This window comes from Streptomyces sp. NPDC126499, from assembly GCF_040302485.1.
GTDB lineage: Bacteria > Actinomycetota > Actinomycetes > Streptomycetales > Streptomycetaceae > Streptomyces.
The window spans coordinates 72919-89088 of the sequence record NZ_JBEOUO010000023.1; the positions used below are offsets into that span (position 1 = coordinate 72919).

Here is a 16170-nt window from a genome sequence, read left to right on the forward strand (position 1 = left end):
GCCTACGGCGCGACGGCCGCCGGGAGCCGGACTCAGCGCAGCTTGGCCGCCTGCGCGTCGACCACGGCCTTCGGGAGCTCCTTGACCTCACCGGCGAGGCTGATGGTGAGGAATCCGGCGAGGTTGTTGGCCTTGCGCAGGACGACGAGCTTGCTGACGAACGGCTTGCCCTCCATGTCGCTGGTGACCGTCCAGGCCAGGGCCTCCTCGCCGGCGGTCACGGTCTCCGGGGCGAGCTTGGTGACCTTGGTCTTCTCGCCGGAGGCGATGACGGTGAAGCCGCCGGCGCAGTCGGTCCCGGCGGTCTTGAGGGACGCGAGGGCCTGCTGGGCGCCCTCACCGGCGTACGAGCCGAGCGTCACCGTGGTCGCGGGCGCCCCGAGCGCCCCGAGGACGTCCTCCGGGGAAGCGGCCTTCTTCTGCTTGACCTCGATCGCCTGGATCTGCGTGCTGGCGCCCGGGGTGCCCGGCGCGACTCCGGACATGGCCTCGGCCAGCGGCTCGCAGGCGGCCTTGTCGGCGCTGACGTCACCGGGGTTCACGACGGCCGTGGCCTGTGCCTTCTGCACCTTGTGGCTCTTGAGGTCGGCCTGCGCCACCAGGCGCTTCTCCAGCTCGGCGGCGGTCAGCGCCTTCACGTCGGGCTTGGCGGCGGCGGAGGCGGACGCGTCGGCCTTGCCGGTGTCCTCGGTCTTCTTCTCCTCGCCGCCGCAGGCGGTCAGGAGAAGGGCCAGCGAGGCGGCTGCGGTCGCGGCGGTCACGGTACGTACAGTCATGCGCATGATCGCATGATCAGGGGCGGGACCGGTCCCCCACAACCGGTTTCCCACGTGACCCACCCCACGGGCCCCGGGCACCCACGATCGCCCCGCACGCACGACAATGGCGGGGTGATCACTTCGCCGCCACGAAGCCCCAACGGAAACGGCGCCGGCCCCCGGCGGGCCGCCGAGCCGACGCCGTACGTCGATCTCACGCGGGCCGAGTGGAGCGCACTGCGCGACAAGACGCCGCTGCCGCTGACCGCCGACGAGGTCGAGCAGCTGCGCGGCCTCGGGGACGTCATCGACCTCGACGAGGTGCGGGACATCTACCTCCCGCTGTCGCGCCTGCTCAACCTGTACGTGCAGGCCACCAGCGGGCTGCGCGGCGCCCTGAACACCTTCCTCGGGGAGCGCGGCGAGCAGCGCGGCACGCCGTTCGTCATAGGGGTGGCCGGCTCGGTCGCCGTCGGCAAGTCGACCGTGGCCCGACTCCTCGAAGCGCTCCTCGCGCGCTGGCCCGAGCACCCGCGGGTGGAGCGGGTGACCACCGACGGGTTCCTGTACCCGATGGAGGAGCTGAAGGCGCGCGGGCTGATGTCGCGCAAGGGCTTCCCCGAGTCGTACGACCGCCGGGCCCTGACCCGGTTCGTCGCGGACGTCAAGGCGGGCAAGGACGAGGTCACCGCGCCCGTCTACTCCCATCTGATCTACGACCGGGTCCCGGACGAGCGGCTCGTGGTGCGCCGCCCCGACATCCTCATCGTGGAGGGCCTGAACGTCCTCCAGCCCGCCCTGCCCGGCAAGGACGGCCGCACCCGGGTGGGTCTGGCCGACTACTTCGACTTCTCCGTGTACGTGGACGCCCGGCCGGAGGACATCGAGGTCTGGTACCTCAACCGCTTCCGCAAGCTCCGCGAGACCGCCTTCCAGGACCCGTCCTCGTACTTCCGGCGCTGGACCCAGGTCTCCGAGGAGGAGGCGCTGGACTACGCGCGCACGATGTGGCGGACCGTCAACAAAGTCAACCTCCTGGAGAACGTGGCCCCGACGCGCGGGCGGGCGACGCTCGTGGTCCGCAAGGGCCCGGACCACAAGGTGCAGCGGCTGAGCCTGCGCAAGCTCTGAGCTCCGGCACCTCTTGATCCGTAAGCTCAAGGGGTGCTGCATCTACGACTGATCGTCCCGCCCGACCGCACCGAGGCGGCCGTCGCCCTCATCGAGCGGACGGTCGGCACCACCCACCTGGTCGTCCTGCCGGGCTGCGCCCGCGACCCGGCCGGCGACCTCGTGCTGTGCGACGTGGCACGCGAGTCCGGAGACGAACTGCTCCAGGCGATACGGGAGCTGAAGGTCGACCAGGACGGCTCGATCGCCGTCGAGAGCATCGACCTGTCGCTGTCCAAGCGGGCCACGGAGGCCGAGGAGGAGGCGCCCGGCGAGGCGGCGGACGCGGTGCTCTGGGAGCAGCTGACCGACGCCACCCACGAGGAGTCGACGCTCTCCGTCACCTACAGCGCCTTCATGATCCTCGCGACGATGATCGCGGCCTGCGGTGTCGTCCTCGACAACGCGGTCCTGATCGTGGGCGCGATGGCGGTGGGCCCGGAGTTCGGCCCGCTCGCCGGGATCTGTACGGGGATCGTGCGAGGAGCCCCGAGGCTGGTGCTGCGCTCGCTGACCGCGCTGCTCGTCGGGTTCGCGGCGGCGATCGCGGCGACGACCCTGTTCAGCGTCGGGATGGACGCGCTCGACCTGTTCAGCCGCGAACGGCTGGACGCGGACCGGCCCAACACCGGTTTCATCTGGCAGCCGGACCCGTTCTCGTTCGTCGTCGCGCTGCTCGCGGGTGCGGCGGGCACGCTGTCGCTGACCTCGACGAAGTCCGGTGCGCTGATCGGCGTCGCGATCTCCGTGACGACGGTCCCGGCCGCCGCGAACGCGGCCGTGGCGCTCTCGTACGGCGAGTTCGGACAGATGTGGGGGTCGGTGGAGCAGCTGCTGCTCAACCTGCTGGGCATCATCCTCGCCGGCACCGCGACCCTTGTCGCGCAGAAGCTGCTGTGGCGCACGCAGCGCGGCCAGTGGCTCCGCGGCAACCGCCGGGTGTGAGGACGCCGTCGGCCCCCCTTCCGCGCGGGAAGGGGGGCCGACGGGACGTCAGGCGGCGCTGGCAGCGGGGGCCCTGACCGGGCGCCAGGCGGCCCGGCCGAGCGGTGTCAGGCGGCGCGGGCTGGGCCCGCCGCCGACGAGCGGTGGCACCCGACCCGACCGAGCGGGTCAGGCAGCCCGTGCCGAGCTCCAGGCAGCGCGGCCGAGCGGGTCACCCGGCCCGGCCCAGCGGTGTCAGGCAGCGCGGCCGAGCGGGTCACCCGGCCCGGCCCAGCGGTGTCAGGCGGCCTGGCCGAGCGAGGACTTCACCACGTCGGCGAGGCGCCCGGCCACCGACCGGGCCTGCTCGATGTCGGCCGCCTCGACCATGACCCGCACCAGCGGCTCGGTGCCCGAGGGGCGCAGCAGCACGCGGCCCGTGGAGCCCAGCTCGCGCTCGGCCTCGGCGACGGCGTGGGCCAGCTCGGCGCAGGTGCCGACCCGGGACTTGTCCACGTCCGGCACGTTGACCAGGACCTGCGGGAGGCGCTCCATGACCGCGGCGAGCTCGGCCAGGGACTTGCCGGTGGCCGCGACCCGGGCGGCCAGCATCAGACCGGTCAGGGTGCCGTCGCCGGTGGTGGCGTGGTCGAGCACGATGACGTGACCGGACTGCTCGCCGCCCAGGGCGTAGCCGTGCTCCTTCATCGACTCCAGCACATAGCGGTCGCCGACCGCGGTCTGCACCAGCGAGAGACCCTCACGCTCCATCGCCAGCTTGAAGCCGAGGTTCGACATGACGGTGGCGACGACCGTGTCGCCGCGCAGCGTCCCGGCCTCGCGCATGGCGAGGGCGAGCACCGCGAGGATCTGGTCGCCGTCGACCTCCTCGCCCCGGTGGTCCACGGCCAGGCAGCGGTCGGCGTCGCCGTCGTGGGCGATGCCGAAGTCGGCGCCGTGCTCGACGACGGCGGCCTTCAGCAGGTCGAGGTGGGTGGAGCCGCAGCCGTCGTTGATGTTGAGGCCGTCGGGCTGGGCGCCGATGGTGACGACCTGCGCGCCGGCCCGGGCGAAGGCCTCGGGCGAGACGCGGGCGGCGGCGCCGTGGGCCTCGTCGAGGACGATCTTCAGCCCGTCCAGCCGGTTGGGCAGCACCGCGATCAGGTGGGCGACGTACTTGTCGAAGCCCTCGTCGTAGTCACGGACCCGGCCGACGCCCGCGCCGGTGGGACGGTCCCAGGGGGCGCCGGTGCGGTGCTCCTCGTAGACGGCCTCGATGCGGTCCTCCAGCTCGTCGGCGAGCTTGTGACCGCCCCGCGCGAAGAACTTGATGCCGTTGTCGGGCATGGCGTTGTGGGAGGCGGACAGCATCACGCCGAGGTCGGCGCCGAGCGCACCGGTGAGGTACGCCACGGCCGGGGTCGGCAGCACACCGACGCGCAGCACGTCGACACCGGCGCTCGCCAGGCCCGCCACGACGGCGGCCTCCAGGAACTCTCCCGAAGCGCGCGGGTCGCGCCCCACCACGGCGGTCGGCCGATGGCCCTCGAAGGTGCCCGCCTCGGCGAGCACGTGCGCGGCCGCGACCGACAGGCCGAGCGCCAGCTCCGCCGTCAGGTCGGCGTTCGCCACGCCGCGCACCCCGTCCGTGCCGAAGAGTCGTCCCACAGGTGTCCTCCATTGCGATCCCCGGACGTCACCAGCGACGCCCGCCACTGGCCCCTGAAAGGGGCGCGCCCCGGCGGCACAGAGAATGTGCCGCCGGGGCGTACCTTACGAACAGACCGAGCAGGCGATTAACGCTTGCTGTACTGCGGGGCCTTACGGGCCTTCTTGAGACCGGCCTTCTTGCGCTCGACCGCACGGTCGTCGCGGGAGAGGAAGCCGGCCTTCTTCAGCGGGCCGCGGTTGTTCTCCACGTCCGCCTCGTTGAGGGCGCGGGCCACGCCGAGGCGCAGGGCGCCGGCCTGGCCGGAGACGCCGCCACCCGCGATGCGGGCGATGACGTCGTAGCGGTTGTCGAGCTCGAGCACCTTGAAGGGCTCGTTGACTTCCTGCTGGTGCACCTTGTTCGGGAAGTAGTCCTCGAGGGTGCGACCGTTGATCTTCCACTTGCCGGTGCCCGGAACGATCCGGACGCGGGCGATGGCGTTCTTGCGACGGCCCAGGCCGGCGGCCGGCTGCGGGTCGCCGAAGCGGGACGCGAGCGACTCGGAGGTGTAGTCGCCCTCGACGATCTCGGTCTCGGTGGTGTACTCCTCGACGCCCTCGAACTCGTCGACGGGGGTCTCAGGGGTGGTCTCGGCCACGATGCTCCTCAGATTTCTTTCGTTCTTAGGGGGTGTGGCCGGAATTACTGCGCGACCTGGGTGATCTCGAACGGGACCGGCTGCTGAGCAGCGTGCGGGTGGTTCTCACCCGCGTAGACCTTCAGCTTCGAGAGCATCTGACGGCCCAGGGAGTTCTTGGGGATCATGCCCTTGATGGCCTTCTCGACGGCCTTCTCGGGGTTCTTGTCCAGCAGCTCGTCGTAACGGACGGAGCGCAGACCACCCGGGTAGCCAGAGTGGCGGTAGGCCATCTTCTGGGTCTTCTTGTTGCCGGACAGGTGGACCTTGTCAGCGTTGATGATGATGACGAAGTCGCCCATGTCCATGTGCGGCGCGTAGACCGGCTTGTGCTTGCCTCGCAGGAGGTTCGCGGCCGTCGTCGCCAGACGACCCAGGACGACGTCCCGAGCGTCGATGATGTGCCACTGGCGAGTCACATCGCCAGGCTTGGGGCTGTACGTACGCACTTCGTAGCCTTCGCTTCTTCAGTGGATGGAGTCCAGACACACCTGAAGCGATCATGCAGCTGGGGCCCACACTGCCGGGACACCGCCCGTATGCGAGCCACTGGTAACTGCTCCAGGGAACCTGCGTAGGGCCCCTTCGCGTGAGAACGACGAAGCCAATACGCATAACAAACGGCTACGGTACCCGCGCCACCCCCGACGGGTCAAAACGCCGGGAGTCCCCAGGTCACCGCGCCCGCTCCGCCCGGCCGGGCCCGTGGCCCGGCCCCGTCCTCGCCTACCGCGCCCGCTCCACCCTCCGCTCGTCCCACACCGGCTCGCTCGTCTCCCGGACCACCCCGTCCGAGCCGAAGACCAGATAGCGGTCGAAGGAGCGGGCGAACCAGCGGTCGTGGGTGACGGCGAGGACCGTGCCCTCGTAGGACTCCAGGCCGTCCTGGAGGGCCTCCGCGGACTCCAGGTCCAGGTTGTCCGTCGGCTCGTCCAGGAGCAGCGCCGTCGTGCCCGCCAGCTCCAGCAGGAGGATCTGGAAGCGGGCCTGCTGGCCGCCGGAAAGCTTCTCGAAGGGCTGGTCGCCCTGGCGCTCCAGCTCGTAGCGCCGCAGCACCGACATCGCCCCGCCCCGGTCCTTGGCGTGCTCCGTCCACAGGATGTCGACCAGCGACCGGCCGAAGAGCTCGGGATGGGCATGGGTCTGCGCGAAGTGGCCCGGCACCACCCGGGCGCCCAGCTTCCACGTCCCCGTGTGCGCCACCGACGGGTCCCCCGCCAGCAGCCGCAGGAAGTGGGACTTCCCCGAGCCGTTCGACCCGAGCACCGCGACCCGCTCCCCGTAGAAGATCTCCAGGGAGAACGGCTTCATCAGGCCCGTGAGCTCCAGGTTCTCCACGGTCACCGCCCGCACCCCGGTCCGGCCGCCGCGCAGCCGCATCCGGATGTCCTGCTCGCGCGGCGGCTCCGGCGGCGGGCCGGCCTCCTCGAACTTCCGCAGCCGGGTCTGCGCCGCCGCGTACCGCGAGGCCATCTCATGGCTGACCGCGGCCGCCTGCCGCAGCGTGACCACCAGCTTCTTCAGCTGGGCGTGCTTCTCCTCCCAGCGCCGCTTCAGCTCCTCGAAGCGGGCGAACCGCTCCCGCCGCGCCTCGTGGAAGGTGTCGAAGCCCCCGCCGTGCACCCACACGTCGGACCCGGCCGGACCCGGCTCCACGGCCACGATCTTCTGCGCGGCCCGCGCGAGCAGCTCCCGGTCGTGGGAGATGAACAGCACCGTCTTGCGGGTCTCCCGCAGCCGCTCCTCCAGCCACCGCTTGCCGGGGACGTCCAGATAGTTGTCCGGCTCGTCGAGCAGCAGCACCTCGTCGGAGCCCCGCAGCAGGTACTCCAGGACCAGCCGCTTCTGCTCCCCGCCGCTCAGCGTCCGTACCTGCCGGAACTGCGCCTTCTCGTACGGCACGCCCATCGCGGCCGTCGTGCACATGTCCCACAGGGTCTCGAACTCGTACCCCTGCACCTCGGCCCAGTCGCTCAGCGCCTGCGCGTACGCCATCTGCGCGGCCTCGTCGTCGACCGTCATGATCCGGTGCTCGGCCTCGTCGACCGCCTTCGCCGCCTCCCGGATGCGCGCGGGCGCCACCGAGACCAGCAGGTCACGAACGGTGGACTCGTCCCGCACCGAGCCCACGAACTGCGGCATCACGCCGAGCCCGCCGCTGACGGTGACGGTCCCGCCGTGCGGCTGGAGCTCCCCGGAGATCAGCCGGAGCAGGGTCGTCTTGCCCGCCCCGTTGGCGCCGACCAGGGCGACCACGGCGCCCTCGCCGACCCGGAAGGAGGCGTCACCGAGGAGCACCCTCCCGTCCGGCAGGTAGTACTCGAGGTGCGCGGCTTCGACATGTCCCATGCGGGGCATTGTCGCCGCCGGGGGCCCGGGATCCCAAGCGGTTTAGGATGCGCGGCATGAGCTTTGGGGGGCCGCCGCCGGGCGGCGAGCAGCAGGGACAGCAGCAGGGGTACGGGTACGGCTACCCGCAGCAGCAGCCGCAGCAGCCGTACGGGTACGGGTACCCGCCACAGCAGCCGCAGCCGCAGCCGTACGGGCAGCCGCCGCTCGGCCCGCGGCCGGACCCCTTCCCGGGGGCCCAGGGCGGCGGCCAGACCCCCGACTGGAGCGCCCTCGCCGCGGCCTCCGAGGCCCGCAGCAGGCGCAAGCGCCGGCTCATGATCGGCGGCGCGGCCGTCGCGGCGCTCGCCGTGGGCGCCGTGGTCGCCACCGCGGTCGTCGTCACCAACAAGAACAACGACCAGGCCAAGAACGGCGGCACCAGCCCGACCGGCTCGGCCACCCCCACCCACACCGCGAGCCCGGCGCCCACGTTCTCCTCCGTCGCCCCGCTGCCGCCGCCGGACCCGATGGACTTCATCTCCGACGCGAAGAAGGACAAGGCGCCGCTGAGCGCCGAGGGCCTCTTCCCCGGCAAGAAGCTCACCATGAACGGCCGCGCCTACCAGAAGGGCGCGACCTCCTCCACGACCAAGTGCGCGGCGGTCACCCAGGGCGGCCTCGGCGCGGTCCTGGCGAACAACGGCTGCACGCGCGTGATCCGCGCCACCTACGTGAAGGACGGCGTCGCCGTCACCGTCGGCGTGGCCGTCTTCCCCACCGACGAACAGGCCACGAAGGCGAAGCAGCAGGCGAGCGGCGGCATCGCACCGCTCGCGGGCTCCGGCGTCGGGACCTTCTGCCAGAAGACGGTCTGCCTGCGCCGCACCAACTCGATCGGCCGGTACGTGTACCTGACCCAGACCGGCTTCACCAGCGGCAAGAAGGTCACCACCGGCGACGAGCCGATCTTCAAGGCCGCGGACGACCTCGGAACCTTCGCCTTCAACCAGATCTACACCCGCGGCCGCACCCAGGCCTCAGCAGCAGCCGGCGCCCCCGGGGAGTGACCACTCGGTCCCCCGCAGGCGAGGACCACCGCGCCCTCGTGCCGGTCGACGGCGGCAGCGCCACCACCCGGCGGACGGAGTCCGCCGCAGCGGGCCGAAGCTTGTGGGGCGCCCAGGCGCCGAGCCCGCGAGGGCCGCGTCAGGAAGGACAGCCCTCGGCACGTTCGCCTTCAACCAGATCTACACCCGCGGCCGCACCCAGGCCTCAGCAGCAGCCGGCGCCCCCGGGGAGTGACCGCTTGTTGCGGGCCTCCCTGTTGCGGGCGGCGAGCTGGTCGTCGGCCGGGTAGCCGACCTCTTCCAGGGTGAGGCCGTGCGGCCGTACGACGTGCACGGCCGAGTCCCGTACGCCCGCGGCCAGCACCTTGCCCGGCCACTCCACCGGACGGTGGCCGTCGCCGACGAACAGCAGGGCGCCGACCAGCGAGCGGACCATGTTGTGGCAGAAGGCGTCGGCCTTGACCGTGGCCTCCAGGACGCCGTCGGGCCGCCGCTCCCAGCGCAGCTCCTGGAGCGTGCGGATGGTGGTGGCTCCGTCGCGCTTCTTGCAGTAGGCGGCGAAGTCGTGCTCCCCGACGAGCGGCTCGGCGGCGGCGTTCATGGCGTCCATGTCGAGCGCCCAGTCGTGCCACAGGACATGTCCGCGCAGCAGCGGGTCGACGCCGCCGGGGTTGTCGGTGACCCGGTAGGCGTAGCGGCGCCAGATCGCCGAGAAACGGGCGTTGAAGCCCGCGGGGGCCTCGGCGACGCTCCACACCCGCACGTCGTGCGACAGGCGCCCCGCGAGCCGCCTGAGCAGCTTCTCGCGGTGCTCCTCCCACACGGCGGCCGGCAGGTCGACGTGGGCGACCTGGCCGCGGGCGTGCACCCCGGCGTCGGTGCGGCCGGCGACGGTCAGCTCGTACGTCTCACGGGAGCGGGTGACGGTGCGCAGGGCGTCCTCGATCTCGCCCTGGACAGTGCGCTGACCGCGGGCCTGCTTGGCCCAGCCGGAGAAGTCCCGGCCGTCGTACGACAGGTCGAGCCGTACGCGGACGAACCCGGGCCGCACGTCGTCCCGCAGCTCGCTCTCGTCGCCACGCGGACCACTCAGGTCGCTCAGCTCGCTCAGGTCGCTCACGCCAGTCACGCCACTCACGCCGTAAATCCTCTCAAACACACGGGAGCGGGCCCGCACCCTTAAGGATGCGGGCCCGCACACGAGACGGGAACGTCAGAACGCTCAGGCGTCCTGCGCGTCCTCGGCCTTGGTCTCCTCGGCCTTGGGGGCCTCGTCGGCCTCCTTGACGGCGCGCTTGGTGGCGGCCTCGGCCTCGGCGACGGTCGCCTTCTTGGCGATCTCGCCCTCGACCAGCTCGATCACGGCCATCGGGGCGTTGTCGCCACGACGGTTGCCGATCTTGGTGATGCGGGTGTAGCCACCCGGGCGCTCGGAGTAGCGCGGGGCGATCTCGGTGAAGAGCGTGTGGACGACACCCTTGTCCGTGATCGTCTGCAGCACCAGGCGACGGTTGTGGATGTCGCCCTTCTTCGCCTTGGTGATCAGGCGCTCGGCGACCGGACGCAGGCGGCGGGCCTTGGCCTCGGTCGTGGTGATGCGGCCGTGCTCGAAGAGCGACTTCGCCAGGTTGGCGAGGAGCAGCTTCTCGTGCGCGGCGGAGCCGCCGAGGCGGGCGCCCTTGGTGGGACGCGGCATGGTGTTTCTCCTTGAGATCTGCACCGGCCGTATCAGGTACCGGTGTCAGGGCCCCGTAGGCGGACGCCTACGGGCAGCTATCAGTACTGCTCGGTCTCGACGAAGCCCGCGTCCGCGTCGTCGTCGGCGCCGAAGGCGTCGGCGGCGGCGGTCGGGTCGAATCCGGGCGGGCTGTCCTTGAGGGCCAGGCCCATGCCGGCCAGCTTCGCCTTGACCTCGTCGATCGACTTCGCACCGAAGTTGCGGATGTCGAGCAGGTCGGCCTCGGAACGCGCCACGAGCTCACCCACGGAGTGGATGCCCTCGCGCTTGAGGCAGTTGTAGGACCGAACGGTGAGCTCGAGCTCCTCGATCGGCAGCGCCAGGTCGGCGGCGAGGGCGGCGTCCGTCGGGGACGGGCCCATGTCGATGCCCTCGGCGTCGATGTTGAGCTCGCGGGCCAGACCGAACAGCTCGACCAGGGTCTTGCCAGCGGACGCCATGGCGTCACGCGGGCGCATGGCCTGCTTGGTCTCGACGTCGACGATCAGCTTGTCGAAGTCGGTGCGCTGCTCGACTCGGGTCGCCTCGACCTTGTAGGTGACCTTGAGAACCGGCGAGTAGATGGAGTCGACCGGGATGCGGCCGATCTCCTGGCCCACCTGCTTGTTCTGCACGGCGGAGACGTAGCCGCGACCGCGCTCGACGGTCAGCTCCATCTCCAGCTTGCCCTTGCCGTTGAGCGTGGCGAGCACGAGGTCGGGGTTGTGCACCTCGACACCGGCCGGGGGCGCGATGTCGGCGGCGGTGACCAGACCCGGGCCCTGCTTGCGCAGGTACATCACGACCGGCTCGTCGTGCTCGGAGGACACGACCAGCTGCTTGATGTTGAGGATGAGGTCGGTGACGTCCTCCTTGACGCCCGGCACGGTGGTGAACTCGTGCAGGACGCCGTCGATGCGGATGCTGGTGACAGCAGCGCCTGGGATCGACGACAGGAGGGTGCGGCGGAGGGAGTTGCCGAGGGTGTAGCCGAAGCCCGGCTCCAGCGGCTCGATGACGAACCGGGAGCGGAACTCGTCGACGACCTCTTCGGTCAGCGAGGGGCGCTGAGCGATCAGCATGTCTGTGTTCCTTCAGTCGTGGACGCCCGCTATTTGACGTCCTCTGGTACTGCAAGGGTACGGGCGGCACGGCCCCGCGAGGGGTCGTACCGCCCGAAGCCTCAGTTCAAGCGAGCGTCAGACGCGACGACGCTTGGGCGGACGGCAGCCGTTGTGCGGCGTGGGGGTGACGTCCTGGATCGAGCCGACCTCGAGGCCGGTGGCCTGGAGGGAGCGGATCGCGGTCTCACGGCCGGAGCCGGGACCCTTGACGAAGACGTCGACCTTGCGCATGCCGTGCTCCTGCGCGCGGCGGGCGGCCGACTCGGCGGCCATCTGCGCGGCGAAGGGGGTGGACTTGCGCGAGCCCTTGAAGCCGACGTGGCCGGCGGAGGCCCAGGAGATCACGTTGCCCGAGGGGTCGGTGATCGAGACGATCGTGTTGTTGAACGTGCTCTTGATGTGCGCGTGGCCGTGAGCGACGTTCTTCTTTTCCTTGCGGCGCACCTTCTTGACGGCGCCCTGACGTCCCTTGGGGGGCATCTATTTCTCCTACGGGAGGTGGTCGGTCCTACAGCGAAGACCGTGGACAGGTGTCCGCTGTGGACTACTTCTTGCCCGGCTTCTTCTTGCCGGCGATGGCGCGACGCGGGCCCTTGCGGGTACGGGCGTTCGTGCTGGTGCGCTGACCGCGGACGGGCAGGCCACGGCGGTGACGCAGACCCTGGTAGCAGCCGATCTCGACCTTGCGGCGGATGTCGGCCGCGATCTCGCGGCGGAGGTCACCCTCGGTCTGGAGGTTGGCGTCCACGTACTCGCGGATCTTGACGAGGTCTTCCTCGGCAAGGTCGCGGACACGGGTGGACGGGTTCACGCCGGTGGCGGCGAGGATCTCCTCGGACCGGGTGCGCCCGATACCGAAGACGTAGGTGAGTGCGACCACCACACGCTTTTCACGCGGGATGTCAACACCGGAAACGCGTGCCATTCAATGGCTCCTGTGTTCTCGGGGGTCTGCCGCAGAACCGCTCCCGACCGCCGTATGAGGTACGAATCGGGTCCCCGGCCCCCGCCGGAGGTGTCGCCGACCCTGAACGGGCTGGGCGGGCTCTGCGTATGTACGTATTGCTATGCGTCGCGCGAAGAAACTGCGAGATGCAGGTAGGTCGGCGTGCGTCAGCCCTGGCGCTGCTTGTGGCGCAGGTTGTCGCAGATGACCATGACCCGGCCGTGGCGGCGGATCACCTTGCACTTGTCGCAGATCTTCTTGACGCTCGGCTTGACCTTCATGGGATGTGAGGTTCTCCGGGTCAGTGCCACCACCCGCGCGCGGAGCGGGGTGCGGGCAAGATCTACTTGTACCGGTAGACGATCCGGCCACGCGTCAGGTCGTACGGAGAGAGCTCCACCACGACCCGGTCGTCCGGAAGGATACGGATGTAGTGCATCCGCATCTTGCCGGAGATGTGCGCGAGGACCTTGTGACCGTTCTGGAGCTCCACCTTGAACATGGCGTTCGGGAGGGACTCGATCACGGTGCCCTCGATTTCGATGGCACCTTGCTTCTTGGCCACGCTTCGCCTTTCGAATCGGCTACCTTGATCGACTCTCGCCGCCGTATGCGGACACACGGGTACACGAGAGCCGACGCATCAGTCTACGTCAGGCACCTGGAAAAGACGAATCCGGGGAGTCTGCCCAACGGGGGAGATCGTTACGCCGACGGGGCGGCGGGGTTGTGCCGGGGGATCCGGGCGGCTACGGTCCGGACGCCTACGCCAGCGGGTCCGGCGCCGCCTCCACGCCCAGCTCCGCCAGCTTCGCCTTGCCACCGTCGACCGCCGTCAGGACCAGGGGGCCCTCCTCGGTCAGGGCGACGCTGTGCTCCCAGTGGGAGGACCAGGTGCCGTCCGTGGTGATGACGGTCCAGTCGTCGGCGAGGACCTCGGTCTTCGGGGTGCCGAGCGAGACCATGGGCTCGATGGCCAGGCAGAAGCCGGGGACCAGCTTCGGGCCCTTGCCGCGCTTGCGGGAGACGTAGTTCAGCAGGTGCGGGTCCATGTGCATCTCGGTGCCGATGCCATGGCCGCCGTAGTCCTCGATGATCCCGTAGCGACCCAGGCTGTGGTCACCGACCGCCGGGCGCGGCTGGCGCTTGATGTACGTCTCGATCGCCTTCGAGATGTCGACCAGGCGGTTGCCGAGCTTCATGGCCGCGATGCCGGCCCACATCGACTCCTCGGTCACCCGCGACAGCTCGATCAGCTCCGGCGCGTGGCCGGTGCCGACGAAGGCCGTGTAGGCGGCGTCACCGTGCCAGCCGTCGACGATCGCGCCGCAGTCGACGGAGATGATGTCGCCGTCCTTGAGGACGGTCTTGTCGTCCGGGATGCCGTGGACGACGACCTCGTTCACCGAGGTGCAGATGGTGGCGGGGAAGCCGCCGTACCCGAGGAAGTTCGACTTCGCGCCGTGGTCGGCGATCACCTTGCGGGCGACCTCGTCCAGGTCCCGGGTGGTCGCGCCCGGCACCGCCGCCTCGCGGGTCGCCGCGTGGATGGCCGCGACGACCAGCCCCGCCTCGCGCATCTTCGCGATCTGCTCGGGGGTCTTGATCTGCACCATCGTGGCGGGGGCCTTTCCTTGCGCGTATACGGGGTCGGAACAACGATACGGCCGCGGCGCCCCTCGCGGGCACCGCGGCCGTATCGCACCAACCGTGGGTTACTTCTTCAGCGCGGCCATCGCGCGCGCCGTGACCTCGTCCACCTTGCCGAGCGCCGAGATCGTCACGACCAGGTTCTGCGCCCGGTAGTAGTCGATGATCGGCTCGGTCTGCGTGTGGTAGACCTCCAGGCGCCGGCGGACGGTCTCCTCGGAGTCGTCGTCGCGCTGGAACAGCTCGCCGCCGCAGACGTCGCAGACGCCCTCGGTCTTCGGAGCGTTGTACGTCACGTGGAACACGTGCGAGGAGTCGTTACGGCAGATGCGGCGACCCGCGATCCGCTTCACGACCTCGTCCTCGGGGACCTCCAGGTCCAGGACCGCGTCCAGCTGCATGTCCTCGGCCTTGAGGACCACATCCAGAGCCTCGGCCTGGGCCACGTTGCGCGGGAACCCGTCGAGCAGGAAGCCGTGGGCGGCGTCCGGCTGCTCCATACGGTCCTTGGCCATCCCGATGGTCACCTCGTCCGGTACGAGGTCACCGGCGTCCATGAACGCCTTCGCCTTGAGCCCCAGCTCCGTGCCCTGCGAGATGTTGGCACGGAACAGGTCACCCGTGGAGATGTGCGGGATGTCCAGGTTCTTGGCAAGGAACGCGGCCTGCGTTCCCTTGCCGGCCCCGGGCGGTCCGACGAGGACGATTCGCATCAGCGGAGGAACCCTTCGTAATTGCGCTGCTGGAGCTGGCTCTCGATCTGCTTCACGGTCTCGAGCCCGACACCCACGATGATGAGGATGCTCGTCCCGCCGAACGGGAAGTTGGCATTGGCACCGCCGAAGCCTGCCAACGCCATCGTCGGCACAAGAGCGATCAGACCCAGATACAGCGAGCCCGGCCAAGTGATCCGGTTGAGCACGAAGCTCAGGTACTCGGCAGTAGGTCGACCAGCCCGGATACCCGGGATGAAGCCACCATACTTCTTCATGTTGTCGGCAACTTCCTCGGGGTTGAACGAGATCGCCACGTAGAAGAAGGCGAAGAACACGATCAGGAGGAAGTACGTAGCGATGTAGTAGGGGTGGTCACCCTTGACGAAGTGGGCTTCGATCCAGGTCTTCCAGCCGGCGGTCGAGTTCGAGAACTGCGCGACGAGCGCCGGGATGTAGAGCAGCGACGAGGCGAAGATGACAGGAATCACACCTGCCTGGTTCACCTTCAACGGGATGTAAGTGGACGTACCGCCGTACGACCTGCGGCCGATCATGCGCTTCGCGTACTGCACCGGGATGCGGCGCTGGGCCTGCTCGACGAAGACGACGAGGGCCACCATCACGAAGCCGATGAGGATGACGGTGCCGAACTCGATCCAGCCCTTGGCGAGCTTGCCGCTCTCCTTGATGGCCCACAGGGCGCCCGGGAAGCCGGCGGCGATCGAGATGAACATGAGGATCGACATGCCGTTGCCGATGCCGCGGTCGGTGATCAGCTCACCGAGCCACATCACGACGGCGGTGCCCGCGGTCATGGTGATGACCATGGTGATGGTGACGAAGATCGACTGGTCCGGAACGACCTGGTTCGCGACGTTGCAACCGCTGAAGAGCGCGCCGGTGCGGGCGGTGGCGACGAGGCCGGTGCCCTGGAGGATGGCGAGGGCGACCGTCAGATAACGCGTGTACTGCGTGATCTTGGCGGTGCCGGACTGCCCCTCCTTCTTGAGGGCTTCGAGGCGAGGGATCACGACGGTCAGCAGCTGCAGGATGATGCTCGCCGTGATGTACGGCATGATGCCGAGCGCGAAGATGGTGATCTGGAGCAGCGCCCCGCCACTGAACATGTTGACCAGGCCGAACAGGCTGTTATTGCCCTGGCTCGCCTGATCCACACACTGCTGGACGGCCTCGTAGCTGACACCGGGGACGGGGATGTGTGCCCCGAGCCGGTACAGCACGATGATGCCGAGCGTGAAGAGCAGCTTCTTGCGCAGGTCGGGCGTCTTGAACGCCCGGGCGAACGCGGTGAGCACGGTGCCTCCTGCGACCCCCGCGCACGTGCGTCAGAGGTGACGGTCTTGAGGTTCGACGATGAGAGTTGCCTGCCTCGAGCACCCGCGGGCATACCGCACGCAC

The 16170-nt window shown here is 69.8% G+C and carries 18 protein-coding genes; 3 read left to right on the top strand and 15 right to left on the bottom strand.

Annotated features, from left to right (window positions below; genetic code table 11):
* Nucleotides 1–32: 32 nt before the first annotated feature.
* The gene (locus ABTZ91_RS27635; RefSeq protein WP_352079956.1) at nucleotides 33–776 is read right to left on the bottom strand and encodes a hypothetical protein; all 744 of its coding nucleotides are present in this window, start codon (nucleotides 774–776) and stop codon (nucleotides 33–35) included.
* A 114-nt stretch (nucleotides 777–890) separates the two neighbouring features.
* Here ABTZ91_RS27635 and coaA point away from each other — a divergent pair, with 114 nt between their 5' ends.
* Both coaA and ABTZ91_RS27645 read left to right on the top strand, forming a co-directional pair.
* The gene (coaA, locus tag ABTZ91_RS27640; protein ID WP_407078036.1) at nucleotides 891–1889 is read left to right on the top strand and encodes a type I pantothenate kinase; all 999 of its coding nucleotides are present in this window, start codon (nucleotides 891–893) and stop codon (nucleotides 1887–1889) included.
* 33 nt (nucleotides 1890–1922) lie between these two features.
* Nucleotides 1923–2873, top strand: coding sequence for a DUF389 domain-containing protein (locus ABTZ91_RS27645; protein WP_352079957.1), 951 nt, complete (start codon nucleotides 1923–1925; stop codon nucleotides 2871–2873).
* Nucleotides 2874–3152: 279 nt separating this feature from the next.
* Here ABTZ91_RS27645 and glmM read toward each other — a convergent pair whose 3' ends face one another.
* The 4 genes from glmM to ABTZ91_RS27665 form a co-directional block, all read right to left on the bottom strand.
* A complete protein-coding gene (gene glmM / locus ABTZ91_RS27650; RefSeq protein ID WP_352079958.1) occupies nucleotides 3153–4520 on the bottom strand; it encodes a phosphoglucosamine mutase in 1368 nt (455 codons plus the stop codon).
* A 128-nt stretch (nucleotides 4521–4648) separates the two neighbouring features.
* Complete coding sequence (gene rpsI, locus ABTZ91_RS27655; protein ID WP_128985116.1) at nucleotides 4649–5161, bottom strand: 30S ribosomal protein S9; 513 nt, start codon at nucleotides 5159–5161, stop codon at nucleotides 4649–4651.
* A gap of 44 nt (nucleotides 5162–5205) precedes the next feature.
* A complete protein-coding gene (gene rplM / locus ABTZ91_RS27660; RefSeq protein WP_064069935.1) occupies nucleotides 5206–5649 on the bottom strand; it encodes a 50S ribosomal protein L13 in 444 nt (147 codons plus the stop codon).
* 277 nt (nucleotides 5650–5926) lie between these two features.
* Entirely contained in the window at nucleotides 5927–7549 is a 1623-nt protein-coding gene (locus ABTZ91_RS27665; protein WP_352079959.1) for an ATP-binding cassette domain-containing protein, read from the bottom strand.
* A 56-nt stretch (nucleotides 7550–7605) separates the two neighbouring features.
* Here ABTZ91_RS27665 and ABTZ91_RS27670 point away from each other — a divergent pair, with 56 nt between their 5' ends.
* Nucleotides 7606–8598, top strand: coding sequence for a hypothetical protein (locus ABTZ91_RS27670; RefSeq protein WP_352079960.1), 993 nt, complete (start codon nucleotides 7606–7608; stop codon nucleotides 8596–8598).
* Nucleotides 8599–8803: 205 nt separating this feature from the next.
* On the opposite strand, the gene truA is transcribed toward ABTZ91_RS27670, so the two are convergent.
* The 10 genes from truA to secY form a co-directional block, all read right to left on the bottom strand.
* Nucleotides 8804–9661, bottom strand: a complete 858-nt coding sequence (truA, locus tag ABTZ91_RS27675) for a tRNA pseudouridine(38-40) synthase TruA (RefSeq protein WP_352079976.1) — start codon at nucleotides 9659–9661, stop codon at nucleotides 8804–8806.
* A gap of 159 nt (nucleotides 9662–9820) precedes the next feature.
* The gene (rplQ, locus tag ABTZ91_RS27680) at nucleotides 9821–10294 is read right to left on the bottom strand and encodes a 50S ribosomal protein L17 (protein ID WP_345486241.1); all 474 of its coding nucleotides are present in this window, start codon (nucleotides 10292–10294) and stop codon (nucleotides 9821–9823) included.
* Between the two features lie 80 nt (nucleotides 10295–10374).
* A complete protein-coding gene (locus tag ABTZ91_RS27685) occupies nucleotides 10375–11397 on the bottom strand; it encodes a DNA-directed RNA polymerase subunit alpha (RefSeq protein ID WP_003966937.1) in 1023 nt (340 codons plus the stop codon).
* Between the two features lie 117 nt (nucleotides 11398–11514).
* Entirely contained in the window at nucleotides 11515–11919 is a 405-nt protein-coding gene (rpsK, locus tag ABTZ91_RS27690) for a 30S ribosomal protein S11 (protein ID WP_017949643.1), read from the bottom strand.
* A 64-nt stretch (nucleotides 11920–11983) separates the two neighbouring features.
* Entirely contained in the window at nucleotides 11984–12364 is a 381-nt protein-coding gene (rpsM, locus tag ABTZ91_RS27695) for a 30S ribosomal protein S13 (RefSeq protein ID WP_015035595.1), read from the bottom strand.
* Nucleotides 12365–12552: 188 nt separating this feature from the next.
* Nucleotides 12553–12666: a 50S ribosomal protein L36 gene (gene rpmJ / locus ABTZ91_RS27700; RefSeq protein WP_003956441.1), complete on the bottom strand. Its 114-nt coding sequence runs from the start codon at nucleotides 12664–12666 to the stop codon at nucleotides 12553–12555.
* Nucleotides 12667–12728: 62 nt separating this feature from the next.
* Nucleotides 12729–12950, bottom strand: coding sequence for a translation initiation factor IF-1 (infA, locus tag ABTZ91_RS27705; RefSeq protein WP_003956442.1), 222 nt, complete (start codon nucleotides 12948–12950; stop codon nucleotides 12729–12731).
* 199 nt (nucleotides 12951–13149) lie between these two features.
* Nucleotides 13150–14001 carry a type I methionyl aminopeptidase gene (gene map, locus ABTZ91_RS27710; RefSeq protein WP_352079961.1) on the bottom strand — a complete coding sequence of 284 codons (852 nt, stop codon included), beginning with the start codon at nucleotides 13999–14001 and terminating at the stop codon, nucleotides 13150–13152.
* A 99-nt stretch (nucleotides 14002–14100) separates the two neighbouring features.
* Nucleotides 14101–14748 carry an adenylate kinase gene (locus ABTZ91_RS27715; protein ID WP_352079962.1) on the bottom strand — a complete coding sequence of 216 codons (648 nt, stop codon included), beginning with the start codon at nucleotides 14746–14748 and terminating at the stop codon, nucleotides 14101–14103.
* Nucleotides 14748–16067, bottom strand: a complete 1320-nt coding sequence (gene secY, locus ABTZ91_RS27720) for a preprotein translocase subunit SecY (RefSeq protein WP_352079963.1) — start codon at nucleotides 16065–16067, stop codon at nucleotides 14748–14750. The genes ABTZ91_RS27715 and secY overlap by 1 nt, the downstream gene beginning before the upstream one ends.
* Between the last annotated feature and the right edge of the window lie 103 nt (nucleotides 16068–16170).

What these genes read in the sequence shown, in the direction of transcription:
- ABTZ91_RS27635 (WP_352079956.1), bottom strand. Translation starts at nt 776, where the DNA reads ATGACTGTACGTACCGTGACCGCCGCGACCGCAGCCGCCTCGCTGGCC.
- ABTZ91_RS27665 (WP_352079959.1), bottom strand. Translation starts at nt 7,549, where the DNA reads ATGGGACATGTCGAAGCCGCGCACCTCGAGTACTACCTGCCGGACGGG.
- ABTZ91_RS27670 (WP_352079960.1), top strand. Translation starts at nt 7,606, where the DNA reads ATGAGCTTTGGGGGGCCGCCGCCGGGCGGCGAGCAGCAGGGACAGCAG.
- rplQ (WP_345486241.1), bottom strand. Translation starts at nt 10,294, where the DNA reads ATGCCGCGTCCCACCAAGGGCGCCCGCCTCGGCGGCTCCGCCGCGCAC.
- ABTZ91_RS27685 (WP_003966937.1), bottom strand. Translation starts at nt 11,397, where the DNA reads ATGCTGATCGCTCAGCGCCCCTCGCTGACCGAAGAGGTCGTCGACGAG.
- rpsK (WP_017949643.1), bottom strand. Translation starts at nt 11,919, where the DNA reads ATGCCCCCCAAGGGACGTCAGGGCGCCGTCAAGAAGGTGCGCCGCAAG.
- rpsM (WP_015035595.1), bottom strand. Translation starts at nt 12,364, where the DNA reads ATGGCACGCGTTTCCGGTGTTGACATCCCGCGTGAAAAGCGTGTGGTG.
- rpmJ (WP_003956441.1), bottom strand. Translation starts at nt 12,666, where the DNA reads ATGAAGGTCAAGCCGAGCGTCAAGAAGATCTGCGACAAGTGCAAGGTG.
- map (WP_352079961.1), bottom strand. Translation starts at nt 14,001, where the DNA reads ATGGTGCAGATCAAGACCCCCGAGCAGATCGCGAAGATGCGCGAGGCG.
- ABTZ91_RS27715 (WP_352079962.1), bottom strand. Translation starts at nt 14,748, where the DNA reads ATGCGAATCGTCCTCGTCGGACCGCCCGGGGCCGGCAAGGGAACGCAG.